The 15790-nt window shown below is 67.4% G+C and carries 17 protein-coding genes; 6 read left to right on the forward strand and 11 right to left on the reverse strand.

Features of this window, described 5'->3' with window-relative positions; translation table 11 throughout:
- Positions 1-53: 53 nt before the first annotated feature.
- Positions 54-401: a winged helix-turn-helix transcriptional regulator gene (locus tag ACFTS5_RS16545; RefSeq protein WP_378631604.1), complete on the reverse strand. Its 348-nt coding sequence runs from the start codon at positions 399-401 to the stop codon at positions 54-56.
- A gap of 70 nt (positions 402-471) precedes the next feature.
- Here ACFTS5_RS16545 and ACFTS5_RS16550 point away from each other — a divergent pair, with 70 nt between their 5' ends.
- On the forward strand, positions 472-1233 hold the full coding sequence (locus ACFTS5_RS16550; RefSeq protein WP_378631606.1) for an SDR family oxidoreductase: 762 nt from the start codon (positions 472-474) through the stop codon (positions 1231-1233).
- 103 nt (positions 1234-1336) lie between these two features.
- On the opposite strand, the gene dmpG is transcribed toward ACFTS5_RS16550, so the two are convergent.
- The 3 genes from dmpG to ACFTS5_RS16565 are packed head-to-tail and all read right to left on the reverse strand — an operon-like array spanning position 1337 to position 4114.
- Positions 1337-2386, reverse strand: coding sequence for a 4-hydroxy-2-oxovalerate aldolase (gene dmpG, locus ACFTS5_RS16555; protein ID WP_378631607.1), 1050 nt, complete (start codon positions 2384-2386; stop codon positions 1337-1339).
- Positions 2387-2398: 12 nt separating this feature from the next.
- Entirely contained in the window at positions 2399-3304 is a 906-nt protein-coding gene (locus tag ACFTS5_RS16560) for an acetaldehyde dehydrogenase (acetylating) (protein ID WP_378631609.1), read from the reverse strand.
- Between the two features lie 24 nt (positions 3305-3328).
- Entirely contained in the window at positions 3329-4114 is a 786-nt protein-coding gene (locus ACFTS5_RS16565) for a 2-keto-4-pentenoate hydratase (protein WP_378631610.1), read from the reverse strand.
- 173 nt (positions 4115-4287) lie between these two features.
- Here ACFTS5_RS16565 and kstD point away from each other — a divergent pair, with 173 nt between their 5' ends.
- Both kstD and ACFTS5_RS16575 read left to right on the forward strand, forming a co-directional pair.
- The gene (gene kstD, locus ACFTS5_RS16570) at positions 4288-5991 is read left to right on the forward strand and encodes a 3-oxosteroid 1-dehydrogenase (RefSeq protein WP_378631612.1); all 1704 of its coding nucleotides are present in this window, start codon (positions 4288-4290) and stop codon (positions 5989-5991) included.
- Between the two features lie 93 nt (positions 5992-6084).
- Complete coding sequence (locus tag ACFTS5_RS16575; RefSeq protein WP_378631614.1) at positions 6085-6945, forward strand: MaoC/PaaZ C-terminal domain-containing protein; 861 nt, start codon at positions 6085-6087, stop codon at positions 6943-6945.
- 55 nt (positions 6946-7000) lie between these two features.
- On the opposite strand, the gene ACFTS5_RS16580 is transcribed toward ACFTS5_RS16575, so the two are convergent.
- Positions 7001-7546: a YdeI family protein gene (locus tag ACFTS5_RS16580; RefSeq protein ID WP_378631615.1), complete on the reverse strand. Its 546-nt coding sequence runs from the start codon at positions 7544-7546 to the stop codon at positions 7001-7003.
- Between the two features lie 48 nt (positions 7547-7594).
- Positions 7595-8191, reverse strand: a complete 597-nt coding sequence (locus ACFTS5_RS16585; RefSeq protein WP_378631617.1) for a TetR/AcrR family transcriptional regulator — start codon at positions 8189-8191, stop codon at positions 7595-7597.
- A 31-nt stretch (positions 8192-8222) separates the two neighbouring features.
- Between ACFTS5_RS16585 and ACFTS5_RS16590 the strand changes: the two genes are divergently transcribed.
- On the forward strand, positions 8223-9419 hold the full coding sequence (locus ACFTS5_RS16590; RefSeq protein ID WP_378631618.1) for a saccharopine dehydrogenase family protein: 1197 nt from the start codon (positions 8223-8225) through the stop codon (positions 9417-9419).
- 51 nt (positions 9420-9470) lie between these two features.
- Here the strand turns inward: ACFTS5_RS16590 and hsaB are convergent, their stop codons facing one another.
- From hsaB to hsaA, 4 genes are read right to left on the reverse strand one after another with little or no spacing between them, the layout of a single operon-like run.
- The gene (gene hsaB, locus ACFTS5_RS16595; protein WP_378631620.1) at positions 9471-10046 is read right to left on the reverse strand and encodes a 3-hydroxy-9,10-secoandrosta-1,3,5(10)-triene-9,17-dione monooxygenase reductase subunit; all 576 of its coding nucleotides are present in this window, start codon (positions 10044-10046) and stop codon (positions 9471-9473) included.
- 18 nt (positions 10047-10064) lie between these two features.
- A complete protein-coding gene (hsaC, locus tag ACFTS5_RS16600; RefSeq protein WP_378631622.1) occupies positions 10065-10970 on the reverse strand; it encodes an iron-dependent extradiol dioxygenase HsaC in 906 nt (301 codons plus the stop codon).
- Positions 10970-11839, reverse strand: a complete 870-nt coding sequence (gene hsaD / locus ACFTS5_RS16605) for a 4,5:9,10-diseco-3-hydroxy-5,9,17-trioxoandrosta-1(10),2-diene-4-oate hydrolase (protein WP_378631623.1) — start codon at positions 11837-11839, stop codon at positions 10970-10972. Before hsaD ends, hsaC begins: the two co-directional genes overlap by 1 nt.
- A 3-nt stretch (positions 11840-11842) precedes the next feature.
- Entirely contained in the window at positions 11843-13006 is a 1164-nt protein-coding gene (gene hsaA / locus ACFTS5_RS16610) for a 3-hydroxy-9,10-secoandrosta-1,3,5(10)-triene-9,17-dione monooxygenase oxygenase subunit (protein ID WP_378631625.1), read from the reverse strand.
- Positions 13007-13213: 207 nt separating this feature from the next.
- On the opposite strand from hsaA, the gene ACFTS5_RS16615 reads away from it, so the two are divergent.
- Positions 13214-14389, forward strand: coding sequence for a Rieske 2Fe-2S domain-containing protein (locus ACFTS5_RS16615; protein WP_378631627.1), 1176 nt, complete (start codon positions 13214-13216; stop codon positions 14387-14389).
- 199 nt (positions 14390-14588) lie between these two features.
- Positions 14589-14876 carry a hypothetical protein gene (locus ACFTS5_RS16620; protein WP_378631628.1) on the forward strand — a complete coding sequence of 96 codons (288 nt, stop codon included), beginning with the start codon at positions 14589-14591 and terminating at the stop codon, positions 14874-14876.
- On the opposite strand, the gene ACFTS5_RS16625 is transcribed toward ACFTS5_RS16620, so the two are convergent.
- The gene (locus ACFTS5_RS16625; RefSeq protein WP_378631630.1) at positions 14877-15626 is read right to left on the reverse strand and encodes a DUF427 domain-containing protein; all 750 of its coding nucleotides are present in this window, start codon (positions 15624-15626) and stop codon (positions 14877-14879) included. It lies immediately after the preceding gene.
- Positions 15627-15790 lie beyond the last annotated feature (164 nt).

The following is a 15790-nucleotide window of genomic DNA, read 5'->3' on the forward strand; positions in this document are numbered from 1 at the left end:
CTCATCAGCCAGTTATATCGCCCCTGTCCAGCGAGTTTTCGAGGGTCGGCGGACTAGCGGTCGGGCCGCCAGGGGATTCGCCCGTTGCCGTCGCCGGTGGGGGTCCGGTTCTCGGACCAGTCCCACAGGGGCTGGAGGGATTCGGCGAGGAGGGCGCCCTCGGTGGTGAGCTCGTAGGCGCCGCGCTGGCCGTTCTTGCGGATCAGCGCCGCGGACTGGAGTTGCTGGAGCCGGTCCGAGAGCATGCTCGACGAGCAGTTGCCCATGCGCCGGCGGAGGTCGAGGAAGCCGAGGGGGCCGGGCTCCAGTTCCCAGATCACGCGCAGCATCCAGCGCTGGCCGAGTAGGTCGATCGCGGCCAGGATCGCTGGCGAGGGCTCGTCGCCGGTTGCGCTTCTCATTCAGAAGCACGATAGTTGCTTCTGAATCAGAAGCACGACGGCCGGTCGGGGATGGACGAGGAGATCGACGATGGATTCGACAGTGCGGCAAGATCAGCGGATCGTGCTGGTCACCGGGGCCTCGCGGGGGATCGGAGCGGAGGCGGCGGCGCAGTTCGGCGCGGCCGGGGCACATGTCGTCGTGAATTTCCGGGAGAAGCGCAAGCGGGCCCAGGATGTCGTGGACGGGATCGTGACAGCGGGTGGGAGCGCCTCGGTGCTCGGCGCCGATGTCTCCGATCCCGCGGCTGTCGAGACGATGGTCGAGGAGATCGGCCGGACGTTCGGGCGGCTGGATACCCTGGTGCTCAACGCATCCGGCGGGCTCGAGCGAGATGCTGATCCGGGGTACGCGCTGCGGCTCAACCGGGACGCCCAGGTGAACCTGGCCACGGCGATGCTGCCGCTGATGTCCGAGGGCGGCCGGATCGTGTTCGTCACCAGCCATCAGGCGCACTTCATTCACGAAAACGACAACGTGCCACAGGGTTACACGCCGATCGCACGGAGCAAGCGGGCCGGCGAGGATGCGCTGCGAGCGTTGATCCCCGAATTCCGGGAGCGGGGAGTCGGTTTCACGGTGGTGTCCGGCGACATGATCGACGGGACGATCATCGTCCGGCTGCTGGAACGGCGCGACCCGGGCAGTGTCGAGTCCCGCCGCGCGGCAGGCCCGTTGCCCACGGTCGAGGACTTCGCGCGCGTGATCGTTCAGGCCGGCACCGACGCGGTCGTGGACGGCCACACGTTCTACGTCGGCGGTCACGACTACCAGGCTGCATCGCGGCGGTGACGGACTCGATCCAATTGGATCGAGTCGAACCCAGAGGCTGTGCACAAAGAAACAGCACCGGGCCGGCAGGATGTCTGCCGGCCCGGTGCTGGGTGGGGAACTATCAGGCGGTGACCGAAGCTTCGCGCTGGAGTTCCAGGGCGATATCGATGAGCTGGTCTTCCTGGCCGCCGACGAGCTTGCGCTTGCCCGCGCGGACGAGCATTTCGGCGGCGGAGACGCCGTAGCGTTCGGCTTGGCGTTCGGCGTGGCGCAGGAAGCTGGAGTAGACACCCGCGTAGCCCATCATCAGGGCCTGACGGTCGAGCAGGCATTCCGACGGCATGGCCGGGCGGACCACGTCTTCGGCGGCGTCGGTGACGGCGAAGAAGTCGACGCCGGTCTTGATACCGAGCTTGTCGCAGACGCCGATGAAGGCTTCGACCGGCAGATTGCCCGCGCCCGCGCCGAAGCGGCGAGCCGAGCCGTCGATCTGGGTGGCGCCCGCGCGCACGGCGTAGACCGAGTTCGCCACGGCCAGGCCGAGGTTCTCGTGGCCGTGGAAGCCGACCTGGGCGTCGTCGCCGAGTTCGGCGACCAGGGCCGAGACGCGGTCGGAGACCTGCTCGAGGACGAGCGCGCCCGCGGAATCGACGACGTAGACGCACTGACAGCCCGCGTCGGCCATGATGCGGGCCTGCTCGGCCAGCTTCTCCGGCGTGGTGGAGTGGGCCATCATGAGGAAGCCGACGGTTTCGAGGCCGAGATCACGGGCGTAGCCGAAGTGCTGGATGGAGACGTCTGCTTCGGTGCAGTGGGTGGCGATCCGGCAGATCGACGCGCCGTTGTCCTGGGAGATCTTGATGTCTTCCTTGACGCCGACGCCGGGCAGCATGAGGAAGGCGATCTTGGCCTGCTTGGCGGTCTCCGCGGCGGCCTTGATCAGTTCCTGCTCCGGGGTCTTGGAGAACCCGTAGTTGAACGAGGACCCGGCCAGGCCGTCACCGTGGGTGACCTCGATGACCGGGACACCGGACGCGTCGAGCGCGCCGACGATGTCGCGAACCTCGGTCACGGTGAACTGGTGGCGCTTGTGGTGCGAGCCGTCACGCAGTGAAGTATCGGTGACGCGCACATCGAGTTCGCCCGAGAAGGGCTGCAGGATGTTGTTCATGGTCGAATCTCCTTACACCCGAGCCGAGAGGATTTGATCGGCCAGCACATCGCCGACCTTGGTGGCCGCGGCCGTCATGATGTCGAGGTTGCCCGCGTACGGCGGCAGGAAGTCGCCTGCGCCCTCGACCTCGACGAAGATCGACACCTTCGCCAAGCCGCCGGATACCAGCGACGGGTCGTCGAACTGCGGGTCGTTGAGCAGCCGGTAGCCGGGCACGTACTCCTGAATGGACTTCTCCATCCGGAAGATCGACTCGGAGATCGCGTCGCGATCGGCGTCCTCGGGGATGGCGCAGAAGATGGTGTCGCGCATGATCATCGGCGGCTCGGCCGGGTTCAGGATGATGATGGCCTTACCGCGTTCGGCGCCACCGATGGTCTCCACACCCCGGGAGGTGGTCTTGGTGAACTCGTCGATGTTCGCGCGGGTACCCGGACCGGCCGACACCGAGGACACCGAGGCCACGATCTCGGCGTAGGACACCGGGACAACCCGCGAGACCGCGTTGACCATCGGAATCGTGGCCTGGCCACCGCAGGTGATCATGTTGACGTTCGCCGCGTCCCGCAGCGAATCCAGGTTCACCGGGGGGATCACGGCCGGGCCGACGGCGGCCGGGGTGAGGTCGACGGCGCGGATACCCGCGGCCTCGTATTTCGGCGCGTACGCGCGGTGCACGTAGGCGGAGGTGGCCTCGAACAGCAGATCCGGCTTCTCGTCGAGGGCGAGCAGCCAGTCCGCGCCCTCCGCGGAGGTTTCCAGACCAAGCCCGCGTGCCCGCTTCAGCCCCTCCGAATCCGGGTCGATGCCGATCATCCAGCGCGGCTCGATCTTGTCCGAGCGCAGCAGCTTGTAGAGCAGATCGGTGCTGATGTTGCCGGACCCCACGATCGCGGCGGTGACTTTGCTGGTCACGGTGTACTCCTTGGGAAGTCTGGTTCAGCTGAAACGCAAACGGACGGAACCGAGTCCGGTGAACTCGGCGAGGAAGTCGTCACCGGGGCGGGCGTCGATGGCGCGGGTGCAGGAACCGGGCAGCACGATGTCGCCCTTCTTCAACCGCACCCCGAAGGTCGCGACCTTGCGCGCCAGCCACGCGACGGCGATCACCGGATCGCCCAGCACCGCGTCGCTGCGACCCTCGGCGATGACCTCGCCGTTGCGGGTGAGTACGGCGTCGATGGCCTTGATGTCGATGTCGCCGGGTGCGACGCGTTCTTTGCCGAGCACCCACCCGGCCGAGGAGGCGTTGTCGGCGATGGTGTCGGTCAGGCCGATCTTCCAGTCGTTGATGCGCGAGTCGATGAGTTCGATCGAGGGCGCGTAGGCGACGGTCGCGGCCAGCACGTCGGCCTCGGTGCAGTTTTCGCCGGGCAGGTCGGCGCCGAGCACGAATCCGACCTCGACCTCCACGCGTGGCAGCAGGAACTTCGAGGTGTCGACGGGGACGTCCTCGTAGACCTCCATATCGGCGAGCAGGTGACCGTAGTCGGGCTCGTCGACGCCCATCATCTCCTGCATCGCCTTCGACGACAGCCCCACCTTGTGCCCGACGACCTTCGCGCCGGACCGGAGCCTGCGCTGGATGTTGAGCAGCTGGATCTCGTAGGCGTCGACCACATCGATATCGGGGAACCGGTCGACGAGCGGCGGCACGGCGACGCGCTCGTCTTCGGCGCGGGCCAGTTCGTCGGCGAGATGGGTTCGTACCGCGTCAGGCAGCACGCGGACCTCCTTGGCAGCACGGTCGGAAGGATCTAGACGTCAAAACTGTAACCGGTTTTCCAGTCCAGCATCAGCCGTTCACCTGACAATACAACGCTACATCTGGTGATTTCTGCAACATGTTCTACTGAGTTCTATTTTTATCTGTCCAAACGCCCGGACCCTTCTATAACGTGTTCTACATGAGTGATCGGGAATACGATGTCGTGGTCGTCGGTAGCGGCGCCGCCGGGATGACCGCCGCCCTCGCGGCGGCGCACAAGGGACTGAGCGTTGTGTTGCTGGAGAAGGCCGCGCACTACGGCGGGTCGACGGCCCGATCCGGCGGTGGCGTCTGGATTCCGGGCAACAAGGCGTTGCTCGCCGCGGGCCGCCCCGACGACCGCGAGGACGCGCGCACCTACCTGCACAGCATCATCGGCGACGTGGTGCCCGCCGAGAAGATCGACACCTACCTCGATCGTGGCGCCGAGGCGTTCGACTTCGTCCTCGACCACACCCCGCTGAAGATGAAGTGGGTTCCCGGCTACTCCGACTACTACCCCGAGGCCCCGGGCGGGCTCGGCCAGGGACGCTCGTGCGAGCCGACGCCGTTCAACGGCAAGGTGCTCGGCGCGGAACTGGCCAATCTGGAACCGCCCTACGCCAAGGCGCCGCTGAACGTGGTCGTCATGCAGGCCGACTTCGTGCGGCTCAACCTGATCCGCCGTCACCCCAAGGGCGCGATGCGGGCGCTGCGCGTCGGCGCGCGCACCTACCTGGCCAAGTGGACCGGCAAGCATCTGCTCGGCATGGGGCAGGCCATCATCGCCGCCATGCGCAAGGGCCTGCTCGACGCGGGCGTGCCGGTGCTGCTCAACACCCCACTCACCGACCTGGTGGTCACCGACGGCAAGGTCACCGGGGTGAAGGCCACCGTCGACGGCGAACCGGTCACCTTCACCGCGCGCTACGGCGTGATCCTCGGCGCGGGCGGGTTCGAGCACAATGCCGACATGCGGGCCAAGTACCAGCGTCAGCCGATAACCACTGAGTGGACAACCGGTGCCGCGGCCAACACCGGCGATGGCATCGTCGCGGGTATGGCAGCGGGTGCGACGGTCGGATTCATGGAGGACGCCTGGTGGGGTCCGACGATCTTCAAGGGCGGCAAGCCCTGGTTCGCCCTGGCCGAACGCAATCTGCCCGGCACCATCATGGTCAACGACCGCGGCGAGCGGTTCGGCAACGAGTCGGCGCCCTACGTCGAGGCGGTGCACACCATGTACGGCGGTGAGTACGGCCAGGGCGCGGGCCCCGGCGAGAACGTGCCGTCCTGGCTGGTGTTCGACCAGCGCTACCGCAACCGCTACATCTTCGCGGGCCTGCAACCGGGACAGCGCTTTCCGTCGCGCTGGATGGAGAACGACTACATCGTCAAGGCCGACACGATCCAGGAGCTGGCCGAGCGCATCGGCGTGCCCGTGGACAACCTGACCTCGACGATCGAGCGTTTCAACGGCTTCGCCGCCGCGGGCAAGGACGAGGACTTCGGCCGCGGCAACAGCCACTACGACCGCTACTACGGCGACCCGACCGTGAAGCCGAATCCGTGCCTGGCCGAGCTGTCGCAGGGCCCGTTCTACGCGGCGAAGATGGTGCCCGGCGACCTCGGCACCAAGGGCGGCCTCGTCACCGATACCGCCGCACGTGTGCTGCGCGAGGACGATTCCGTCATCGACGGCCTCTACGCCGCGGGCAACACCAGCTCGCCGGTGATGGGCCACACCTACGCGGGCCCCGGCGCCACCATCGGCCCCGCGATCACCTTCGCCTACCTGGCTGTGCTCGACATCGTCGCCAGGAAGACGGCCGACTCGGCGAAGGCGAGCGCATGAGCGTCAGCCCGACGATCACGATCGGCTATCTCGCCGTGCTCGACGTTGCCACGACGGGCTCGGCGGACGAGCCAACACCCACAGGAGAAGACTGTGCCCATTGATCTAGCGACCGCGCTCGGCGCGACTCTGCCCGCGCGCGAGTTCAGTTGGACACCCACCGACGTGCAGCTCTACCACCTGGGCCTCGGCGCGGGCGCCCGCCCGACCGACCCGGCCGAGCTGGCCTACCTCGACGATCGCGCACCCCAGGTGCTGCCGACGTTCGCGACGGTGGCGCCGACCCTCGGCGAAACCGAGCCGCCGCGAGTGAGCTTCCCCGGTATCGAGATCGACCTGGCCAAGGTCGTGCACGGTCACCAGGAAGTGGAGGTGCACAAGCCGATTCCCGCCACCGGCAAGGCGGTCTCGGTCGGCCGGATCGCCGAGATCTGGGACAAGGGCGCCAACGCGGTGATCGTGCAGGAGCACACCGTCACCGGGTCCGACGGTGAACCGCTGTGGACTGTGCGGTCCTCCATCTTCGCCAAGGGCGAGGGCGGCTTCGGCGGCGAGCGCGGCCCGAGCGCCCGCACCGAACTGCCGGATCGGGCCCCCGACGCGGAGTTGCTCACCCCCACGTTGCCGCAGCAGGCACTGCTGTACCGCCTCTCCGGCGATCGCAACCCGCTGCATTCGGACCCCGAATTCGCCCGTGGCGCAGGCTTTCCCGCCCCGATCCTGCACGGGCTGTGCACCTACGGCACGGTATGCAAGGCCATCACCGACGCTCTGCTCGACAGCGACGCGGGCCGGGTCGGCGGTTTCCGGGCCAAGTTCGCCGGCGTGCTCTACCCGGGCGAGACCCTGCGCACCAAGGTGTGGCACGAGGGCGACCAGTTGATCGCGGTCGTCACCGTGGTCGAACGAGACGATGCCCCCGTCCTCAGCGACGTCGCCCTGCGCATCGCCTGATCTGGACCACTGATCACCAGGTCGCCGGAGCGTGAGAACTCCGGTGGCCTGGTGATCATTTTTCGAGCGCGGCGATCGCTTGGACGATGCGGCCGGCGCGATCGGCGGGGGTGCTCGCTTTGAGGACGGGGAGAAACAGCAGGTAGCGCTCGGTGCGGGTGAGGGCCCGGTAGGCGGCGTCCGCCTCAGGGGTGAGCGCGGCGAGGAAGTCGGTGGGCGGCTCGGCGGTGCGCTGAGGTTCGTACGCGCCCGCCCAGCGGCCGTCGGCGCACGCCGCTTCGATGGCCGCGAACCCGGCCGGGCGCATCCGCCCCGCGGCGATGAGAGCTTCGGCCTTGGCGACGTTGACCTGCGACCAGGGGCTCCGTGCTCGACGCGGCGAGTATCTCTGCAGGTAGTGGTGGGCGTCGTGGCTGCGGCGATGGCTGTCGATCCAGCCGTAGCAGAGCGCGCCGTCCAGGGTTTCGCTGATCGTCACCGATTTCTCGGGGGCGTTCTTCTTCGAGATCAGCACCCACACGTCGCGGGCGTCGGCGTGGTTCGCCGCCAGCCACGTGTCCCAGGCTTCGGCGTCGGGGCAGGTGATGAATTCGATGTCCATGCCATCCATTCTCCGATTCAAAGCGCTCACCGAATGAGCACTTTGAAATCACTCCGGTTCGAGTGTCGCCAGAAGGGCGTCGGCGGCGCGGGTGGCCTGCTCGGTCCGTAGGGAATCGACGACTCCTTGCAGATGAAATGCCCAGTGCGCCTCGAACAGGCACGCGAGCCCGTAGGCGCTGGTCGCGACGCGATCCGCCGGGGCGGCCGGGTACGCGGCGGCGAGCTGTCGCTCCAGTTCGGGTAGCCACCGCTCGGTCCACAGCTCCCGGAGGCTGTGGCGGACCACCTCATCGCGTGCCGCGAGATTCACCAATTCGCTCCACACCACCAGGTCGTCGCGGGTTCCGTAAGCGCCCGGTGCGAACATCCGTGCCACGCGATCCTCGATCGGCCCCTCGGCGCCCAGCCGCAGTTGCGCGTCACCGTACGCGGCGACGGCTTCGGTGACGAAGGCCCGCATCAGCCCGTCTCTGCTGCCGAAATAGTGCAGCACCAGCGTGCGCTGGACCCCGGCCGCCGCGGCCACTCGCGACAGCGTCGTGTCGGCGAAACCGTCGGTCGCCACGACGGAATGAGCGGCGCGCAGGATCTGACCGATTCGCTCCTTGGCCTTGCTCGGCCGCCCGACTTTATTTACTGTCATGTTAGTCAATATATTCGACGGGGAGGCAGTCATGCGAGTTCTGGCACTGGGTGGGGCAGGGGAGATGGGCAGGGTCGCCGCCCGCATCATGCACGGCGACGACAGCGTGACGGCACTGACGATCGCCGACCGGGACGAGGCCGCGGCGCGCGCGCTCGCCGCCGAACTGGGCGTCACCGCGTGTCGCCTGGACGCCACCGACGGCCCGGGGCTGACCGCGGCGATGCGGGATTTCGACCTGGTGGTGAATACCGTCGGCCCATATTTCCGCTTCGGCCCACCGATCCTGGCGGCGGCGATCGCCGCGCGCTGCGACTACATCGACATCTGCGACGATCCCCAGCCGACGATGGACATGCTGGAACTGGACGTGGCGGCGCGCGGGGCGGGGGTGACAGCGCTGGTCGGCATGGGCGCCAGCCCTGGTATCGCCAATCTGCTCGCCGTGCTGGCGGGCCGGGAACTCGACCGGGTCGACTCCGTGGTCACCGGCTGGAACATTCACTCCGCACACACCGAACCGGCAGGTCCCGGCGCGACCGCCGCCGTGGTGCACGGCATGCTCCAGATCGCCGGCGACATCCCGGTCGTCCGTGATGGCGTGCGCACCCAGCGCCCGGCGCTGGAACGGATGCGCATCGACTATCCGGGACTCGGCACCGGCGAGGGGCGCAGCTTCGGTCATCCGGAAGCGGTCACCGTCTCGCGAGCGTTCCCCGAACTCCGCGACGCGACAACCGTGGTGGTCGGCGACCGCCCGACCTCGGCCGTGCTGCTGGCGCTGCGCTGGGCGATGGGCACTCGCCTGCTGACGCTCGATCAGGCGGCGGCGGTGGCAGCCCGGATGGAACGGTTGCTGCCCGCCAACCCGGCGAAACTGATCACGGCCGGTGGCCTGCCACCCCTGTTCGCCCTCGCGACCGGCCTGCGGGCTGGAGTCGCCGCGACCGCCGCCACGGCGCTGTGTCAGGTCCCCGGTCTGACGATGGCCGACAACACCGGCGTGCCGTTGGCGGTCGCGGCACTGCTGCGAGCGAAGAGCCCCGGCGTCCACACGCCGGAGACCCTGCTCGATCCGCACGAATTCTTCACCGCGTTCGCCCCGCACTGTCTCGGTGCACCGCGTTCGGCCGCGATGACCGTCACCACCCGCAGCTGGGACACCGAGGAGGACAACGCCGCGGCACTGTCGTCCGCGCTGCTGACCGCACTGATCACCGCGAGATGAGCTGACCACAGTTCACGGCACGGCGCCGACCGCCTGCTCAGGCCGGTCGATTCACAGCCAGGTGTCGAGGCTGGTAGTGGTGAGGAAGTGGTCCAGGTCGGCGCGCCAGGGGGCGGGAGTGGTCTTGTCCGGCTCGATGCCGGTGTACTGGCCGCGGTAGAACAGCAGTGGACGGCCGCCGGTGGTGGCCGATTCCGAGAGCGCGTGGACCCGGCCGATCACGATGTAGTGGTCGCCGCCGTCGACGACGGAGTCGACCGTGCATTCGATGGTGGCCAGCGAATCATCGATCACCGGAACGCCGAGTTCGGAGGTGTGCCAGCCGACGCCGGCGAACTTGTCGGTCTCGCGTGAGCCGAAGCGCGCGCACGTGGGCTGCTGTTCCTCGGAGAGCACGTTCACGCAGAACTTGCCCGCCGCCTCGATCGCCGCCCACGACCGCGACCCCTTGGTGGGGCAGAACAGCACAAGGGGCGGGTCGAGGGAGAGCGCGGCGAAGGACTGGCAGGCGAACCCGATGGGCTCACCGTCCGGATCGAGCGCGGTGATCACGGTGATGCCGGTGCAGAACTGTCCCAGCACGGTGCGGAACTGCCGGCCGTCGATCGCCGGTATCTGTTCAGTCATGTCCTTCGCCGCCCGTTCCTATTGCTGCTTGAATCCGACAGTGAAGTCGTGACCCCACAGGCTCACCGCGGTCGATTCGCGGGCGATCCAGTCGTGGTCGTCGACTTCCAGTCCTTCACAGCCGAATTCGATGTCGAATCCGCCGGGAGTCTTCATGTAGAAGGACAGCATCTTGTCGTTGATGTGCCTGCCGAGGGTGGCCGACATCTTCACCTTCTTGCGATAGGCGCGGTCCAGGCAGAGGCCGACGTCGTCGGAGTTCTCCACCTCGACCATCAGGTGCACGATGCCGGTGGGGTTCGGCAGCGGCAGGAACGCCAGCGCGTGGTGGCGCGGGTTGCAGCCGTAGAAACGCAGCCAGGCCGGGTCGCCGTCGGCGGGACGGCCGACCATCTGCGGCGGCAGCCGCATGGAGTCCCGCAGCCGGAAGCCCAGGATGTCCTGGTAGAACGCCTGTGCCGCGGCATCGTCGGTGCAGGTGAGAACCACGTGGCCCAGCCCCTGCTCGGCGGTGACGAACTTGTGGCCGTAGGGGCTCACGAAGCGGCGGCCCAGGTACTGCGCGCCGTAGAACGCCTCGAGGGTGTTTCCGGACGGATCCTGGAACCGGATCATGCCCTCGACGCGACGCTCACCGAGCTCTTCCTTGGTGCCCTCGGTGAAGGCGACTCCGGCCTTGCTCAGGGTCTCCCGCAGCTGTTGCAGGCCGGGGCCGTCGGTGACCTCCCAGCCCGAGACCAGCAGCCGGTCCTGCTCGCCGGGAACGATCACCAGTCGCGCGGCGAAATCGTCCATGCGCAGGTAGAGCGCGTCGGGGTCGAGCCCGGTGCCCTCCATCATGCCGAGAACCTTGAGGCCGTACTCGCGCCAGGCCGCCATGTCGGTGGCCTCGATGCGCATGTAGCCCAGGGCGCGGATGCTCATTACTTCTCCCCGAGGAAATCGACGGTGAGCCGGTTGAACTCGTCGAACTTCTCCAGCTGTGCCCAGTGCCCGCAGCCACCGAACACGTGCAGCTGGACGCGCGGGATCACCTTGGTGGCCACGAGCGCGCCGTCGAGGGGGTTCACCCGATCTTCGCGACCCCAGATCAACAGCACCGGCTGACGCAGCTTGTACGCGTCACGCCACAGCATGCCCTTCTCGAAGTCGGCGCCGGCGAAGGACTTGCCCATCGCCTTCATCGCGGCCAGCGATTCGGGGGTGTTGGCGAGGGCGAACCGCTCGTCGATGAGCTCGTCGGTCACCAGGGACTGGTCGAAGACCATGATCCGCAGGAACTTCTCCAGGTTGTCCCTGGTCGGCTCGTAGGTGAACCGCGAGAGCAGCTTCACGCCCTCGGTGGGGTCGGGCGCGAACAGGTTGGTGCTCAGCCCGCCCGGACCCATCAGCACGAGTTTGCCCGCGCGCGTGGGGTGGTCGAGCGCGAACCGCACCGAGGCGCCGCCGCCGAGGGAGTTGCCGAGTAGGTGCACCCGGTCGGTGATCTCCAGGTGATCGAGCAGTGCGAGCAGTGCGTTCGAGCTGTGCACGAAGTACTGGGGGTGGTCGATCGGCTTGTCCGACTTGCCGTAGCCCGGCTGATCGGGCGCGATCACGTGATAGTGCTCGGCCAGTACCGGGATGTTGCGGGCGAAGTTCGACCATGCCGAGGCGCCGGGTCCACCACCGTGCAGCAGCACGATCGTCGGCCCGTTGCCCACTCCGGCTTCGTGGTAGTGCAGCTTCAGATCGGGGGTGACCTGCGCGAAGCGTGAGGTCGATTCGTAGGTCAGTTCAGCGGTCCGGGTCATCGGCTACACCATGGCGTCGGTGACGGGCAGCCCGAACTCGTGCGTGCCGTACATGACGTAGGCGCGCTCGGGATCGTTGGCCGCGTGCACTCGCCCGGCATGCGCGTCACGCCAGAAGCGTTGCAGCGGTGTGCCGTTGGCCAGCGCGGTGGCGCCGGAGGACTCGAAGAGCTTGTCGATCGAGGCGATCACCCGGCCGGTCGCGCGGACCTGGTCGCGGCGGGCGCGTACGCGCAGATCGAACGGCACTTCCTGGCCCGCCTGCAGCAGCGCGTACTCCTCGGCGACATTGCCCGAGAGCTGACGCCACGCGGCGTCGATGTCGCTGGCCGCCTCGGCGACGCGCACCTTGGCGAACGGATCGTCCTTGGCGTTCTCGCCGGCGAAGGCCGCGCGCACGCGCTTGCCCTGGTGCTCGACGTGCGCCTCGTAGGCGCCGTAGCCCATGCCGACGATCGGCGTGGAGATGGTGGTGGGGTGGATGGTGCCCCACGGCATCTTGAAGACCGCGTCGGTGTTCTGCTCGAGGCCCGGCGCGCGGCCCTCGCTCATCGCGCGGAAGCTCAGGAACCGGTGCGACGGGACGAAGACGTCCTCGACGACGACGGTGTTGGAGCCGGTGCCGCGCAGGCCGACCACGTTCCAGACGTCATCGATGCGGTAGTCCGAGCGCGGGATCAGGAAGCTGCCGAAGTCGACCGGCTTGCCGTTCTTGATCACCGGACCGCCCAGCACCGCCCAGGTGGCGTGATCGGAACCCGAGGACCAAGCCCACGAGCCGCGCACGATGTAACCACCGTCGACGGCCTGTCCCGCTCCCATCGGCGCGTACGAGGACGAGATGCGCACATCGGTGTCCTCGCCCCACACGTCCTGCTGGGCCTGCTGATCGAACAGCGCGAGGTGCCAGTTGTGCACCCCGATGATGCCCGACACCCAGCCGGTGGAACCACACGCGCTGGCGATCTTGCGCACGGTGTCGTAGAAGACCACCGGGTCGGCCGCGTGGCCGCCCCACTGCTTGGGCTGGAGCAGCCGGAAGAAACCGGTCTCCTGCAGCGCCTTCATGGATTCTTCGGGGATGCGGCGCAGGTCCTCGGCCTCCTGCGCACGCTCACGCAGCGTCGGCAGCAGTGCCTCGACCCGTTCGGTCACTTCTTGCGTCATTTCGGAGCCCGCTCCTGCCCTTGTCGGATCGACAACCGGTTCTTTTCGTCTGCTTGGTTCGACTCTGAGATTAGAACAGGTTCTCGTTTCTGTCGAGAAGATCGCCCTACCTCGGATATAACAGGAGTCAACAAGGAAGTTCGCTGGACAACTGGCGTGAAGTGGCTCAGTTTTGTAACGTGTTCTAGTGAACGAGGAGGGTTCGGGATGGCGATCAACCCCAAGGTGAGGGAACTCGATGTCGGTGCACCGCCGACGAGGTTCGCGCGCGGCTGGCACTGTGTCGGCCTGGCGTCGACGTTCCGCGACGGTAAACCGCACGCGGTCGAGATCTTCGGTACCAAGCTCGTCGTGTGGACCGATACCGACGACCAGATCCGCGTGCTCGACGCCTATTGCAGGCATATGGGCGGCGACCTGAGCATGGGAACGGTGAAGGGCGACGACATCGCCTGCCCGTTCCACGACTGGCGCTGGGGCGCCAGCGGAAAGTGCACCGCGATTCCGTACGCGCGCCGTGTTCCGCCGCTGGCCCGTACCCGCAGGTGGACCACGCTCGAGCGCAACGGTCAGCTGTTCGTCTGGCACGACCACGAGGGCAACGAACCGCCCCCGGAGGTCACGATCCCACATATCGAGGGCCCGTACACCGACGAACAGGGCAATCCGACCGAGACCCACAACAGCGGCTGGACCGACTGGACCTGGGACTCGTTGCTGATCGAGGGCGCCAACTGCCGCGAGATCATCGACAACGTCGTGGACATGGCGCACTTCTTCTACATCCACTACGCCTTCCCGACGTTCTTCAAGAACGTCTTCGAAGGGCATGTGGCGACGCAGTTCCTGGAGACCAAGGGCCGCCCCGACGTCGGCATGGCCGCCAAGCACGGCGGTGACACGCTGCTGAAGTCGGAGGCGTCCTACTTCGGGCCGTCCTACATGATCAATCCGCTGGTGAACATCTACAGCGGGTACGAGATCAAGGTTCAGCTGATCAACTGCCACTACCCGGTGAGCCAGGATTCGTTCGTGCTGCAGTGGGGCCTGAGCGTCGAGAAGCCCAAGGGCATCCCCGACGAGGCCGCGAAGAAACTGGCCGACACCATGGCCAAGTTCTTCGGCGACGGCTTCCTGCAGGACGTGGAGATCTGGAAGCACAAGTCCAAGGTCGAGAACCCGCTGCTCTGCGAGGAAGACGGGCCGGTCTACCAGCTGCGTCGCTGGTACGAGCAGTTCTACGTCGACGTCGCCGAGGTGACCGAGAAGATGACCCAGCGCTTCGAGTTCGAGGTCGATACGACCAAGGCGAATCAGGCGTGGGAGGCCGAGGTGGCGGAGAACCTGCGCCGCAAGGCCGAATCCGAGGAAGCAGGCGTCTGAGGTGAGTCCGAGGTCGATGTCTAGCGAGCCACGGAGGTCTGACGGTCCGTCGCAGCGCGCATCGACCCGTCCGAGCGAGCCGCAAAGGTCCGGCGATCCGTCGCAGCTCGCTTCGGCGGAGCCCGGGTCGGGCGATTCCCCGCAGCGTGCGGGGCCTCGCCCGACTTGGGCCAAGGCACCTGATTTCGCTGATCAGCCCGTGCGGCAAGCGGCGGTGCGGGCGCAAACCGTGGTCGACAAACAGCACTATCTCGATACCGGTCTGACGCCACTGCGGTGTCAGACCTGCTCGGCGCAGGTCATGGTGCGCAAGTCGAGCGCACACCAGACTTCGGTGCAGTGGACCGAACGTCCCGACGCGCACTGCCCGGTTTTCGCGCAGTTGGCCGCCCACGGTGCCCGGCCGGGCAGGCCGGAATCCTGTCCGTCACTGGAGAAGTCGATCAAATGGGCCGTCGACGAGGGCGTGCTCGAAATCCCCGAGTAGTCAGCCGAACGGTGTGTGCGGGCGATCCTGGCGCACACCGTCGAGGTAGATGTCGACCTTCTCGTTGTAGAAGCACGCCAGGCCGGCGACCTTCTGGCTCTCGGGCAGCGGCGTGCGATAGATCCAGACGATGTCGGCGTGCTCGGTGTCGCCGAGGCGCACATTCCAGTAGTCGGCGGTGCCCTTGTACGGGCAGCTGGTGTGGGTGTCCGACGCGGTCAGCAGATCCATCCGGACATCGGTCAGCGGCAGGTAATACCGTGCGGGCAAGCCGGTTTCGAACAGGATCCGGGGCGAATGCGAGTCCGCGACGGTGACCCCGTCGATCTCCACCCGCACGTGCCGGGAACTGCCGAGAATGTCCACGCGCGAATACGGGTCGCGCGGATGGACGAAGACCTGCTCGTCTTCCTCGAACCAGTCGAACGCGGCGATGTCGAGCCGCACAGCGTCATTCAGCTCCGGTAGCGGTGAGTCGAGATAGCGCAGCGCCGCACCGTCGGCGCGCAGACCCTCGACCGCCACGTCGTAACCCGTCGCGTCGCCGCGGCTGGGGGAGTGCTCGGTGATCCCGTTCGGATCGAGGTCGGCGCGCACGTCGGTGAGCGGCACGTAGTAGGTCGGGTAATAGGGGATCTCCCAGACCAGCAGCGGCCGGAGCGTGTCGGCCACCAGCTTCCCGCGCAAGTAGACCCGTACTCGCTTCTGTCCGGTCTCAACCTTGACACGTCCACGTCGGTCCTCGGCCATGCACCAACGCTACCCGAATTCCCAACCCCGAACCCCGACCCTTAGGGAGGGGCCGGACGCGCAGCGGCCGGGTTCGCGGCCGTCCCGTCGATCAGGTGCCGTTGCGTAGGGGGCGGAGGGGCCAGCCACGGTGCCAGATGGGCGGGGCCCGAGGGGGCGCGGAC

The organism is Nocardia sp. NPDC056952 (genome assembly GCF_042674185.1).
In the GTDB taxonomy this organism is placed as follows: Bacteria; Actinomycetota; Actinomycetes; order Mycobacteriales; family Mycobacteriaceae; genus Nocardia.

Coding starts and splice junctions, on each gene's coding strand:
- hsaB (WP_378631620.1), bottom strand. CDS start 10,046: ATGACTGAACAGATACCGGCGATCGACGGCCGGCAGTTCCGCACCGTG.
- ACFTS5_RS16615 (WP_378631627.1), top strand. CDS start 13,214: ATGGCGATCAACCCCAAGGTGAGGGAACTCGATGTCGGTGCACCGCCG.
- dmpG (WP_378631607.1), bottom strand. CDS start 2,386: ATGAACAACATCCTGCAGCCCTTCTCGGGCGAACTCGATGTGCGCGTC.
- hsaD (WP_378631623.1), bottom strand. CDS start 11,839: ATGACCCGGACCGCTGAACTGACCTACGAATCGACCTCACGCTTCGCG.
- hsaC (WP_378631622.1), bottom strand. CDS start 10,970: ATGAGCATCCGCGCCCTGGGCTACATGCGCATCGAGGCCACCGACATG.
- ACFTS5_RS16550 (WP_378631606.1), top strand. CDS start 472: ATGGATTCGACAGTGCGGCAAGATCAGCGGATCGTGCTGGTCACCGGG.
- ACFTS5_RS16585 (WP_378631617.1), bottom strand. CDS start 8,191: ATGACAGTAAATAAAGTCGGGCGGCCGAGCAAGGCCAAGGAGCGAATC.
- ACFTS5_RS16590 (WP_378631618.1), top strand. CDS start 8,223: ATGCGAGTTCTGGCACTGGGTGGGGCAGGGGAGATGGGCAGGGTCGCC.
- ACFTS5_RS16545 (WP_378631604.1), bottom strand. CDS start 401: ATGAGAAGCGCAACCGGCGACGAGCCCTCGCCAGCGATCCTGGCCGCG.
- ACFTS5_RS16580 (WP_378631615.1), bottom strand. CDS start 7,546: ATGGACATCGAATTCATCACCTGCCCCGACGCCGAAGCCTGGGACACG.
- hsaA (WP_378631625.1), bottom strand. CDS start 13,006: ATGACGCAAGAAGTGACCGAACGGGTCGAGGCACTGCTGCCGACGCTG.
- ACFTS5_RS16625 (WP_378631630.1), bottom strand. CDS start 15,626: ATGGCCGAGGACCGACGTGGACGTGTCAAGGTTGAGACCGGACAGAAG.